This window comes from Bradyrhizobium lablabi (genome assembly GCF_001440475.1).
Taxonomy (GTDB): Bacteria; Pseudomonadota; Alphaproteobacteria; order Rhizobiales; family Xanthobacteraceae; genus Bradyrhizobium; species Bradyrhizobium lablabi.
The window spans coordinates 1-9,381 of the sequence record NZ_LLYB01000112.1; the positions used below are offsets into that span (position 1 = coordinate 1).

A 9,381-nucleotide genomic window follows, 5' to 3' on the forward strand; every position below is an offset into this window, starting at 1 on the left:
ATTGGGGGCGCCCGCGGTCGCGGACCGACTTCTTCAACGGTATCGGCCAGAGGCAGACATTCGTGCTCTACGAGATGCGCGTCTCCAAAAAAAAGTCCGCCTCGGGTTTTACCAGTGAGTTCATCTCTATATGCAGCGCGTGTACCCTTTCGCTGTGCTGTTTGACGTATTCGTAAGCGGCGTGCTCCCGTTCTAAGTCTGCGTAGGTGAGTTCACCTCGATACGTGAAGGCCGGTAGCGTTTTGCCAAAACCGTCCAACGCTTCGCGGCGCATGATGCGATAGCCGGTGGCAAAACCCATGTCTATGAAATGCTGAAAGAAGGCGTGCAACTTTGGCAAAAACTCTTTTTCACTCACGCCGTCACGCAAGGCAAAGACGCCGCAAAAACTGACTAACGAATTCTCCTGCATCGAGCGCCTCTCTACAGATTGGTCGCCTTCCTCGAAAGCACGTGCTGTACGGCTGAGCTTGCTTCCCCAAACTGCCCTGCAGCCGCGCCAGGGCTCGCCGCGGGCTATCAAATCATGCCAAGTCGAGGCGGAAAAGTCTCGATGTTAGCAGGCAACCTCGCCAATCCATCAGGCGCTAGTCTGCTCCACCCAACAAACCGGACATCTGCGCGCTCGTCATGCGGGTCCGAAAAGGGCCAGGAACGGACTAGAATACTCGGACAAAGCCTTTTGCAGCTTACCTGCTCCGAGATACCATAGCGCAAATGCGGCTGTTGGGACGGGGCAGAAGTTGAATACGGACGGGAAAACCCCGATTGCACGTAGTCTGGCAACCGAACGCCTATGTCTCCGTGGTGCTGGGGCGGATGATGCACCGGCCGTGAATGCGGCAATCCTAGCAAGCTGGACCGAACTCTCACGCTGGATGGAGTGGGCGCAAGGCGTAAGGCCGACGATGTCGGATACCATCGATCAGGTTGCTAGACGAGAAACCGACTTTGAAAGCCGCTCCGAATTTCGTTTCTCAATGTTCGAGAGGCGCGCGGGGACCTTCATAGGGAATTGTTGCTTTTCCGGTTCGATTGGACCGTTCCACGAGGCGAGATCGGCTATTGGTGCAGCACAGACTGGGTTGGGCACGGCTACATCACCGAAGCTGTGTTGGCACTGACGAAATTCGCTTGGTCTGTCGGGCTCGTCCGTGTGGAAATTCGCTGCGACGCTAAGAATTTGCGGTCACGCGCAGTGGCAGAACGAGCCGGCTTCACGTTGGAAGGCATTCTCAAAAATGAGTGTCACAATCCGCAGGGAGCCCTTCGAGACAGTTGTGTCTTTGCTCAAATTCCCGACGTCGCGTCGATCAAGTCTTAGTCCGCTTTGGGTCAAAACCGGCAATACTCTGATTGAGCAGAAACTTTCTGCTTAAAACCCAGAAGCCGACCTCGGCTTTATGAGAACACGTCCTAGCCAACTCCCGAAGCGCCGGAAATGGTCGCGGGTACGGGGGTCGAACCCGCCACTCCAGCCTTATGAGAGCCGGCCCCTTCCCTACCGAGGCCCCGCGAAGAATTGGCAAGCGCGGCAGGACTCGAACCTGCGATAACCGGAATCAAAATCCGGCGCCTTGGCCAGCTTGGCGACGCGCCCAAGAATTTGGTCAAGAACTTGGTCATGAGTCTGGTCCTGCCAACGGGAGTTCAACCCGCGAAGTCCAGCGTTGAAAGCGCCGTACCCTTGGCACCAGGCGATGGCAGGTTGGTGCGGGCGGNTCGGAATCGAACCGAACACCTCCTGTTTGGAAGACAGGCACGCAGCCCTCTANNNNCGCCACGCCCGCAAAATTCAATCGACGGGAATCTCATCTGGTTGTATGTGGTGAACCGCGGTCGAAAATGACCCGGGGCGGTCACTGTCCCAATTCGAACTCCAACCTTAAAGGCGACAAATTTCGGACCTTGAGAAGAGTGGACGAGAATTGTTGCATTAAGTCGGAGTGCATGAATGAGCCCTTCCGGATCTTTGATCGCGATCCTGCCCTGCAATGACCTTGATGCGTCGGAGCGGTTCTACAATCGATTAGGCTTCGTGCGCCCGGACAGCCAAAAGCCTGCTCCGGGAGAACCCGACACCTATCGCATGCTGTCGAACTCAAAAGGCGGATATCTGCATTTGACGGACGCGGTCGAGGGATGGCTAACACCGGGCAGAAACCCTTTCGGGCTTTATCTCTACCTTGAGAGTGTTGACGCTGCGGCGCGCGAATTTCAGCAATCACCCGAAGACAAGCCGTGGGGGATGTACGAATTTGCCATGTCTGATCCAGATGAAACGTTGGTCCGTGTCGGGTGGCCAACCCGTCTCCGCGCCGGAAATCAATAATTCGTCCGCAGTTGGCCCATCGCTACATTTGCTGTCGGTTGCACAAGGCGGTCGGTGTCGAGGCGAACCGGACATCGACGAAGATTTATGAGTACGCATCCTGGCGCTCCGCCTTTGATGCATAAAGATTCGAGCCGAGGCGGTGTTCGTCGCTTTTGGCTCGGGCTTTTGTGATGGCGGAGAGTACAGGGATCGAACCTGTGCGTCCCGAAGGACTCGACGCGTTAGCACCGCGTTGCCTTACCACTCGGCCAACTCTCCAATTCAATGATGGCGCGCTCGGCTGGACTCGAACCAGCATAGGGCCGTTTAGAAGACGGCTGACCGTCCAGTTGGTCCACGAGCGCATGCTGGAAGCCCCGGCCGGTGCTGCCCCGGCTCATAGCGGTTTTGCAGACCGCCGCGTTCCTGTTTCGCCACGGGGCCGAATTGGCAGCGCGCACAGGAGTCGAACCTGTCTGAGCGGATTCAGAATCCACTGCCTAGCCGATCGGCCAGCGCGCGATGATGGTCTGGGTAGCGTGCTCCGACCACACGCCTCCGCGGCCCAAACGCGGTGCTCTTCCGCACGAGCTTTACCCAGCAGAGATTGGCCTTCCCGGCAGGACTCGAACCTGCATACCTTCGCGTTCGTAGCGCGCTGCTCATCCAGTTGAGCTACGGGAAGATGAATATGGCACTGCCAGCGGGACTCGAACCCGCGTCGACCGGCTGAGAACCGGGCATCCTTGCCGCTAGACGATGGCAGCATGTGCATTTTTTCGACCACGATGGAGGTCGCTTCCGTTTCGGCGACCCGAGATCGGAAGTGGTGGATTGGCTCCCGCCGCACGATTCGAACGTGCCTTCCTCCGTTAACAGCGGAGCGCCCTCACCGAGATGGCTCGACGGGAATGCGATGGTGGAGCAACGGAGAGTCGAACTCCGGACGTCGATCTTGCAAGGATCAACTGCAGCCCGCTGCTTGCCCCGAAAATGGTGCCCAGCGCCAGATTTGAACTGGCCTCCTGCGCTCTTCAGGCGCGTGCAATCACCAGATTTGCTAACTGGGCTAGATGGCGCGGACGTCGGTAATCGAAACCGATTCTCCTGAGTGGCACTCAGGTGCTCGACCTTCCAGCTACGTCCGCGATTGATGGTGGGTAACCGCGGAATTGAACCGCGCATGCGCAAAGGCGCAGGTAGACCCGCTCAGTCACCAGACTTGGCGTTACCCGTGAAGTTGGTTGCAGGCCCCGGGGTTGCACCGGGCTCAACGCGGCTTATGAGACCGCATGGATACCTAACCGATCTGCCTGCGATAAAAAGTGCCGAGGCTGCAAACTCCTCAGCGGCGCCGGCGTACGTCCGGCCTGGCGCGATCGTTTATGGCGGAGAGCCGAGGACCCGAGCCTCACACCTTTCGGTGCCATCGGTGTTCGAAGCCGTGCCGGCGCGCCTGTCCGGTTGACTCTCCAGGATCGGGATAACGCTTCTTCGAACCGTTATCCCAATCTGTCTTTTTGTTTGAGCATGATCTCCGCGCAAACGCGTTCCGCGTTTGTCGCGAGNAACCGGTGCCCACTTTGCGCTGGCGCGGCCCTTCGGGTCCGGATCATGCTCCAGGGTGGCGGACAGCGGAGGCCCTGATCCCCAGCGCGGAAAGCGCCCACTCGATTTCCAATCGAGGCCGGCGGCGCGCCGGTTCACTGTCCAAATGGCGGAGTGACGGCGGGCTTGCACCGCAACGCCTCGCGGCGCCCATCTGTTTTCAAGGCAGCGCCGGCGCGCTTGTCCGGTTCGTCATCCAGGGCAACACCATCGGCTTTCGCCGCGGGCATCATATTTGGCCACCACGATAGGACTCGAACCTACATCCTCGACCTTCGGAGGGTCGTGCTCGTCCAGTTGAGCTACGTGGTGATGGACGCCGGCGGCCAAAAACTCGCCGCCGGCGTTACTTCTCGAGTTCGACGTCCCAGTACAGATAGTCGCGCCAGGTCTCGTGCAGAAAGTTCGGCGGGAACAAACGCTGGGCTGCCATCAAGTCGTACTGCGTCGGCTCGAACGGCTCGCGCAGCGGCTTCAGGTAGAAGCGGCCCTTGCGCGTGTTGCAAGGACTGCAAGCCGCCACGATGTTCGTCCACGACGTCTGGCCGCCGTCCACACGCGAGACAACGTGGTCGAACGTCAGTTCGCCGCGGAGGTACTGGTCGCCGCAATACTGGCAACGGAAGCGGTCACGTAGGAAGACGTTGAAGCGCGTGAAGGCTACTCGCGCCGGCGGCCGCACATACTCGCGCAGTGCGATGACCGACGGCAGCCGCATCACCGTCGAGGGGCTGCGGACAACCTGATCGTATTCCGCGACGACGACATGCGATCCCTTCACGACCGCCTTGACGGTGTCCTCCCAGTTGAACAGCGACAACGGGAAATAGCTGAGCGGCTGGAAGTCGGCGTTGAGGACAAGAGCTGGATTTGCTGCGAACATTGCCCTCTCCTCTTTTCTTGGTGGTGGGCGCCACCGGATTTGAACCGATATTTGGACTGTTATGAGCAGCCGGCTCTACCGTTGAGCTAGACGCCCGAATTGGTCAGGATGGCAGGATTTGAACCTGCGGTCTCACGCGCCCGAGGCGTGCGCTTTAGCCGGGCTAAGCTACATCCTGGAATTGGCGCCCATGACGAGGATCGAACTCGCCTTCCCGGATCGACAGTCCGGTCCCTTCGCCAGATGGGGACATGGGCAATTGGTGCGCTCGGCCGGGGTCGAACCGGCATGGTCTCCCACCGCCCTCTCAAGACGGCGCGTCTACCAGTTTCGCCACGAGCGCGAAAAATCAGTTGGAGGACCTGGTCGGACTCGAACCGACGATGCTTTCGCGACGGATTAAGAATCCGCTCCCTTGGCCGCTGGGGGCACAGGTCCGTGATGGAGGATCCGGGTGGTTTCGAACCACTTGCGCACGGGTTAAAAGTCCGCTCCATCTCCATTCAGGTTTAACGCTCCGGATCCATCGTCTTGATGGTTGCGGCGGCCAGCCGCGCCGGTTTCGCGTGACGCGCCATGATGGCGTCGCTCCTCGCCTTTGCTCGCGCAAGCGCGAGCTGGCTCTCGGCGGAGAGACGATGCGCACCGGCGGGCAAGTTCTCGGTCATGGTGACCTCCCATGTTGTTTGGTCCTCCCGTGATGAATCGAACATCCGTCGATCGCTTATCAAGCGATTGCTCTGCCACTGAGCTACGAGAGGAAATTGATGGTGCGTCCGGCAGGCTCTGCCCCTGCCACCTCCGCCGTGTCACAGCGGCGCTCTCCTGAATGAGCTACGGACGCGAGTTGGTGCACGCTGACCGGATCGAACGGCCGACATCCTGTATGTAAGACAGGCGCTCTACCACTGAGCTAAGCGCGCGTTGAAGGACAGGTCCGCCGGGCAAGAACCGCAGCGGATGGATTAATCGCGACGATGCGTCGGGCGATCAATGTGGCAGTCCGCTTTGGCTGCGATGTGAATCGTCGACCGCCTCAAAATTCCGTGGTGCCCGCGGCAGGCATCGAACCTGCACTGTGCAGCGTTTAAGGCTGGGCCTCTACCAGTTGGGCTACGCAGGCTTGGTGTCCGTGCACGGATTCGAACCGCGATCGCGCGCCGTTTGAAAGCGCCGCCTCTACCGATTGGGCTACACGGACATTGTCGAGACATCGCCTATGCAATGAAATTGCGATGTTTGGTGCTCCACGACGGATTCGAACCGCCATCGCACGGAATCTAAGTCCGTCGCCTCTACCAATTGGGCTAGTGGAGCGAAATGGTGCCGACGGAGAGGATCGAACTCCCGACCTTGGCTTTACGAAAACCCTGCACTTCCGCTGTGCTACGCCGGCATGAAAATCTACAAACGGCCGGGGAAAGCCCGGCCAAAAAATACTCGCTGCCTGAAACCACCATTTGCCGCTCCACCGAAGGAGACCGGTACCGGTCAGCGGATCGCCTTATGTCCTTGCAGGGGCGACCATCCTGTATTCGAAATCACTTCACGTCATCACGCGGCGGCCGCGGTGACCCGCCGACCAGGATCGGTTGATGTAGTCGAGATAAATCTGGCGGGCTTCGGCCTCGGAGATCCCCCGGCGCGCCACAACGGTGCGCACGAAGGCGAGCGCGACCGGCGAGGAAAGAATCCTCTCGCGGGTGTGCTTCTCGAGTCCTGTCCTGGTGGTGCTGTTGCGGGCCATGTTGCCCTCCGCCTGATTGGCAGAGGGGGGATTCCCGCTGCCTGTTACGCTCTGCCTGCTATCCTGCTGGTCCCGAGATAATCGGGTTTCGTCAGATAGCGTGGACCGTGTTCCGTCACGGACATGCGCGACCAATCGCACGACCGATTAAACGGCAGCGCGGCGGCGGCTTTCGCGACGATATGTGAGCGCAATCGCAACACGGTCTTGGTCCTTAAAGAGCGCCGGCGAATTCGACGGCGTTTTGTGGGGCAGCGGTATGCACAGAGATTTGCGAATCCGTCAAGAGCAATCGCCAAACTATTTTGCAGCGAGCGCTCCGCCGCCGGCAACGTTAACGAAAGTTTCTCGCTGCTAATACGTTCCAATGACACAGCTATTCAGTCGACCGACCGCTGTCGGCGGCGTGAAGATCGAAGGTCAACAATTTTGAAGCTAGCTTCGTTTTGACTGACGAGGGATGGCGTTTTCCGAACAGCCGCAGGTTGAGCACTCATGCTCGATGGCCCTGAAATGCCATCCGACGCGCTCGTCTCTGGCAGTCACCGCGAGGCGCTTGCAAAGGAGCTGATTTCGGACTTCTGGCCGCGGTCTCAGTTCTGAAGTGGATCGATCGGTATGAGAAAGGCAAAGACAAACTTCGTATCGTCGCCTTCGGCTTCGGCCCACTTCCTGCCAATTTCCAGTTCGGCACTTTCGGCGGGATTGGCGCGCCGCACCGTGAGCTCGGCTTTTCCGTCCCAGACGGGGTGTCCCCCGGAGCAATAAGGGCGCAACTCCTCTTCAAGCCACGCTTGCTTCCTGAACTTTTCGGCGGAACGCGCTGACGTTGCAGAGAAGACAAGCGTCGGCACTCCTGCAACTTCCAGTACAAAGCCCTCCTGCCTCACCTGGCTCGATCGTGTTCGAGACGCATTTGTGGATGCATGCGTTGAAATACGAATGCCCTTGTTCATTGCGCACCTGCTTTGGCATTGGCTTGCCCAGACTGTAGGTGCGCACGAGGAGCATGTGTCCCGGACACGTTGTCGCGCCGAGATCCGTCGATCCGTCGGTTGTCAGGCGCGCATATCGTATGAACCGAGCCCACGCAGGAGCTTGTCTCGGGACTCCGGCGAGATCACCAGTACCGGCCCGGCCCGACCAGTTCTGGCGTCGGCAAATGCCTGCCGAAAGCCGAAGCGGCAGATCACGCTATCGAGGCTCTCCTCGTTGCGGCGAAGGCGCCGGCCGTGAAGCCTCATCCACTTTTCGATCCGCTGGACGCCCAGGCGTCCCAGGCCCGGCTGCCTGAGGAGTTCGTTCCTGGTATGAAGCGACGCAATCTCGAGCAGGTAGTCGATGCGCGTGGCCGGCTCCCTGCTGATGAGGCCTGCATGCTGGCTGCCAACCAGGATGGTTGCAATCCGCTCCGGCAGATAGCTATCCATGGGCTGCTCGACAGCGGCGGATTTTGTCATGGTCGGTTCCACGTATAAGTCTGCAGATCGCGCCGATGCGCTTAAGAATGAATCTATCGACACAACCCGCGTTCGTTGCAACCACACATGGTGTCGATCGCTCTCAGTTAGATGGATTCTAAGTCAGATCGCTTCCGCCTGTGCATCAATACACTCGTGAGTTGCATGGAGTTATGCAGGGTGCGCCGAGCCAATTGACATGACGAATCTTCGAAAGGTGACACACGGGCCATTTGCCGCATCGCTTTCGACCGATCAGGCAAACGACTCCCTCGTGTGGTCTCTCGCTGTCAAATGCACGGCACCGCCGGAACAATTGCGCTTGCGATGTCTGCATGATGCCGGTTTCGCGCGCCCGATCGAAGAACTGAAGTCGGAAGAGATCGTTCTCTGGCTGGCGAAGGTGGCTCCGCCCGGCGACGGACCCGATACGCTCAGGGTCGAGCAGGCCATGCAAGTGCTCGATGCCAAAGAAACCGATCGCATGGCACGGTTCCTCCACATTGAGGATCGCATGGGCTATCTCGCCGCGCATGCCGGCGCGCGCCTTCTGCTTGGAGCGATCGCGGGACGGGCAGCGGACGGGTTGCGATTTGAACAATCCGCGCTAGGCAAGCCCGTGCTCGTCGATGCCCCCGCAGAGCTCGACTTCAGCCTGAGCCACGCGAGAGGCGCCGTAGCCGTCGCAGCGGCACACATGCCGATCGGGGTGGATATCGAGCCGCTGCGGCACATTTCAGATATGGACGCGATGAGTGAAATCGCCCTGGCGGCAGAAGAGCGTCGGGAGCTGGCAAAAGCCCCTGCAACTCTGCGGCCCCGCCTCTTCCTTCGCTACTGGACGCTCAAGGAGGCAATCCTCAAGGCGGCCGGTGTCGGTTTCACGATCCCACCTGATACATTGATCGTCGATGCCGGGTCGTCTCCTTCGGTGCTCGCCGTGCCGGCTGCCCTTGGATCCACAGCGCAATGGCGCGTGATCGCCTCGGCCACCTGAAATCCGAAAGCAAACCTCGTTGGCAAGGCGATCTAGGCGATGAGTTCCCGGCGCGAAATCGTCGCAAGCAGCGATTCGGCGATTTCCTGCGAACGCACAGCCAGAACGGAGAGCAGCGTATCGCTGAGGCCGTGCGAGGCTTCCGAATATCCCTGCAGATGGATTTGCGGCCGAAACGCCGGACTGGTGACCAGCCTGTAATTTCGATCCGGCACGCTGTCGCGAATGTAGCGTTGAATAGGTTCAAGAAACGCGTGCGGCGTTTCCCTGTCGTAGCCGGTGGCGAGAACGACGGCATCATAGGTCGAGCGGCGCGTTTCGCCCCCGAACTTGTCGACCAGGCTTATCTCGATCCCTTCAGCTGTCGCATGC

9 protein-coding genes, 26 tRNA genes and 1 pseudogene are annotated in these 9,381 nt (G+C 59.5%); 3 read left to right on the top strand and 33 right to left on the bottom strand.

The features are described from left to right. Positions 1 to 67: 67 nt before the first annotated feature. Positions 68 to 412, bottom strand: a complete 345-nt coding sequence (locus tag CQ14_RS32120; protein WP_057861818.1) for a DUF6614 family protein — start codon at positions 410 to 412, stop codon at positions 68 to 70. Between the two features lie 606 nt (positions 413 to 1,018). Here CQ14_RS32120 and CQ14_RS48415 point away from each other — a divergent pair. Then, positions 1,019 to 1,324, top strand: coding sequence for a GNAT family N-acetyltransferase (locus tag CQ14_RS48415; protein WP_199805664.1), 306 nt, complete (start codon positions 1,019 to 1,021; stop codon positions 1,322 to 1,324). Between the two features lie 118 nt (positions 1,325 to 1,442). Here CQ14_RS48415 and CQ14_RS32125 read toward each other — a convergent pair. The 4 genes from CQ14_RS32125 to CQ14_RS32135 all read right to left on the bottom strand — a co-directional run bounded on the left by CQ14_RS32125 (position 1,443) and on the right by CQ14_RS32135 (position 1,790). Then, a tRNA-Met gene (locus CQ14_RS32125) sits at positions 1,443 to 1,517 on the bottom strand. Between the two features lie 6 nt (positions 1,518 to 1,523). After that, a tRNA-Gln gene (locus CQ14_RS32130) sits at positions 1,524 to 1,600 on the bottom strand. A gap of 31 nt (positions 1,601 to 1,631) precedes the next feature. Further along, positions 1,632 to 1,708, bottom strand: a tRNA-Glu gene (locus CQ14_RS44075). Position 1,709: 1 nt separating this feature from the next. Beyond that, positions 1,710 to 1,790: transfer RNA gene (locus CQ14_RS32135), tRNA-Gly, on the bottom strand. A 164-nt stretch (positions 1,791 to 1,954) separates the two neighbouring features. Between CQ14_RS32135 and CQ14_RS32140 the strand changes: the two genes are divergently transcribed. Beyond that, a complete protein-coding gene (locus CQ14_RS32140; RefSeq protein WP_057861819.1) occupies positions 1,955 to 2,332 on the top strand; it encodes a VOC family protein in 378 nt (125 codons plus the stop codon). Between the two features lie 174 nt (positions 2,333 to 2,506). Here CQ14_RS32140 and CQ14_RS32145 read toward each other — a convergent pair. The 27 genes from CQ14_RS32145 to CQ14_RS32250 form a co-directional block, all read right to left on the bottom strand. Next, a tRNA-Ser gene (locus CQ14_RS32145) sits at positions 2,507 to 2,593 on the bottom strand. A gap of 10 nt (positions 2,594 to 2,603) precedes the next feature. Next, positions 2,604 to 2,679, bottom strand: a tRNA-Arg gene (locus CQ14_RS32150). A 4-nt stretch (positions 2,680 to 2,683) separates the two neighbouring features. Beyond that, a tRNA-Cys gene (locus CQ14_RS44080) sits at positions 2,684 to 2,758 on the bottom strand. 4 nt (positions 2,759 to 2,762) lie between these two features. Further along, a tRNA-Gln gene (locus CQ14_RS32155) sits at positions 2,763 to 2,836 on the bottom strand. Positions 2,837 to 2,922: 86 nt separating this feature from the next. Continuing rightward, positions 2,923 to 2,999, bottom strand: a tRNA-Arg gene (locus tag CQ14_RS32160). A 7-nt stretch (positions 3,000 to 3,006) separates the two neighbouring features. Next, positions 3,007 to 3,081, bottom strand: a tRNA-Glu gene (locus CQ14_RS32165). A 68-nt stretch (positions 3,082 to 3,149) separates the two neighbouring features. Continuing rightward, positions 3,150 to 3,225 (bottom strand) — tRNA-Asn (locus CQ14_RS44085). 83 nt (positions 3,226 to 3,308) lie between these two features. Next, positions 3,309 to 3,384: transfer RNA gene (locus tag CQ14_RS32170), tRNA-Phe, on the bottom strand. A gap of 4 nt (positions 3,385 to 3,388) precedes the next feature. Further along, a tRNA-Gly gene (locus CQ14_RS32175) sits at positions 3,389 to 3,462 on the bottom strand. A 696-nt stretch (positions 3,463 to 4,158) separates the two neighbouring features. Then, a tRNA-Arg gene (locus tag CQ14_RS32180) sits at positions 4,159 to 4,234 on the bottom strand. 34 nt (positions 4,235 to 4,268) lie between these two features. Then, positions 4,269 to 4,805, bottom strand: a complete 537-nt coding sequence (locus CQ14_RS32185) for an HNH endonuclease (protein WP_057861820.1) — start codon at positions 4,803 to 4,805, stop codon at positions 4,269 to 4,271. 21 nt (positions 4,806 to 4,826) lie between these two features. Continuing rightward, positions 4,827 to 4,901, bottom strand: a tRNA-Ile gene (locus tag CQ14_RS32190). A gap of 4 nt (positions 4,902 to 4,905) precedes the next feature. Next, positions 4,906 to 4,983, bottom strand: a tRNA-Pro gene (locus CQ14_RS32195). Positions 4,984 to 4,987: 4 nt separating this feature from the next. Then, a tRNA-Asp gene (locus CQ14_RS32200) sits at positions 4,988 to 5,062 on the bottom strand. A gap of 3 nt (positions 5,063 to 5,065) precedes the next feature. Next, a tRNA-Leu gene (locus tag CQ14_RS32205) sits at positions 5,066 to 5,148 on the bottom strand. A gap of 11 nt (positions 5,149 to 5,159) precedes the next feature. Next, positions 5,160 to 5,243: transfer RNA gene (locus CQ14_RS32210), tRNA-Lys, on the bottom strand. A 71-nt stretch (positions 5,244 to 5,314) separates the two neighbouring features. After that, on the bottom strand, positions 5,315 to 5,473 hold the full coding sequence (locus CQ14_RS42765) for a hypothetical protein (protein ID WP_156435673.1): 159 nt from the start codon (positions 5,471 to 5,473) through the stop codon (positions 5,315 to 5,317). 19 nt (positions 5,474 to 5,492) lie between these two features. Beyond that, positions 5,493 to 5,566 (bottom strand) — tRNA-Ile (locus CQ14_RS32215). A 7-nt stretch (positions 5,567 to 5,573) separates the two neighbouring features. Continuing rightward, a tRNA-Val gene (locus CQ14_RS32220) sits at positions 5,574 to 5,649 on the bottom strand. A 4-nt stretch (positions 5,650 to 5,653) separates the two neighbouring features. Next, positions 5,654 to 5,728: transfer RNA gene (locus tag CQ14_RS32225), tRNA-Val, on the bottom strand. Between the two features lie 124 nt (positions 5,729 to 5,852). Beyond that, a tRNA-Leu gene (locus CQ14_RS44090) sits at positions 5,853 to 5,928 on the bottom strand. Position 5,929: 1 nt separating this feature from the next. Further along, a tRNA-Leu gene (locus tag CQ14_RS32230) sits at positions 5,930 to 6,006 on the bottom strand. A gap of 39 nt (positions 6,007 to 6,045) precedes the next feature. Then, positions 6,046 to 6,122 (bottom strand) — tRNA-Leu (locus tag CQ14_RS32235). Between the two features lie 4 nt (positions 6,123 to 6,126). After that, a tRNA-Thr gene (locus CQ14_RS32240) sits at positions 6,127 to 6,201 on the bottom strand. Between the two features lie 150 nt (positions 6,202 to 6,351). Then, positions 6,352 to 6,552 carry a hypothetical protein gene (locus tag CQ14_RS32245; protein WP_057861821.1) on the bottom strand — a complete coding sequence of 67 codons (201 nt, stop codon included), beginning with the start codon at positions 6,550 to 6,552 and terminating at the stop codon, positions 6,352 to 6,354. Between the two features lie 593 nt (positions 6,553 to 7,145). Beyond that, positions 7,146 to 7,508, bottom strand: coding sequence for a hypothetical protein (locus CQ14_RS44095; protein WP_156435675.1), 363 nt, complete (start codon positions 7,506 to 7,508; stop codon positions 7,146 to 7,148). Positions 7,509 to 7,610: 102 nt separating this feature from the next. Next, complete coding sequence (locus CQ14_RS32250) at positions 7,611 to 8,012, bottom strand: hypothetical protein (RefSeq protein ID WP_057861822.1); 402 nt, start codon at positions 8,010 to 8,012, stop codon at positions 7,611 to 7,613. A 199-nt stretch (positions 8,013 to 8,211) separates the two neighbouring features. Here CQ14_RS32250 and CQ14_RS32255 point away from each other — a divergent pair, with 199 nt between their 5' ends. After that, the gene (locus CQ14_RS32255; RefSeq protein WP_057861823.1) at positions 8,212 to 9,009 is read left to right on the top strand and encodes a 4'-phosphopantetheinyl transferase family protein; all 798 of its coding nucleotides are present in this window, start codon (positions 8,212 to 8,214) and stop codon (positions 9,007 to 9,009) included. 32 nt (positions 9,010 to 9,041) lie between these two features. Here CQ14_RS32255 and CQ14_RS44905 read toward each other — a convergent pair. Beyond that, positions 9,042 to 9,381, bottom strand: a pseudogene (locus CQ14_RS44905) (ornithine monooxygenase); the annotation flags it as partial.

What these genes read in the sequence shown, in the direction of transcription:
- CQ14_RS32120 (WP_057861818.1), bottom strand. Translation starts at nt 412, where the DNA reads ATGCAGGAGAATTCGTTAGTCAGTTTTTGCGGCGTCTTTGCCTTGCGT.
- CQ14_RS32140 (WP_057861819.1), top strand. Translation starts at nt 1,955, where the DNA reads ATGAGCCCTTCCGGATCTTTGATCGCGATCCTGCCCTGCAATGACCTT.
- CQ14_RS32185 (WP_057861820.1), bottom strand. Translation starts at nt 4,805, where the DNA reads ATGTTCGCAGCAAATCCAGCTCTTGTCCTCAACGCCGACTTCCAGCCG.
- CQ14_RS42765 (WP_156435673.1), bottom strand. Translation starts at nt 5,473, where the DNA reads ATGACCGAGAACTTGCCCGCCGGTGCGCATCGTCTCTCCGCCGAGAGC.
- CQ14_RS32245 (WP_057861821.1), bottom strand. Translation starts at nt 6,552, where the DNA reads ATGGCCCGCAACAGCACCACCAGGACAGGACTCGAGAAGCACACCCGC.
- CQ14_RS44095 (WP_156435675.1), bottom strand. Translation starts at nt 7,508, where the DNA reads ATGAACAAGGGCATTCGTATTTCAACGCATGCATCCACAAATGCGTCT.
- CQ14_RS32250 (WP_057861822.1), bottom strand. Translation starts at nt 8,012, where the DNA reads ATGACAAAATCCGCCGCTGTCGAGCAGCCCATGGATAGCTATCTGCCG.
- CQ14_RS32255 (WP_057861823.1), top strand. Translation starts at nt 8,212, where the DNA reads ATGACGAATCTTCGAAAGGTGACACACGGGCCATTTGCCGCATCGCTT.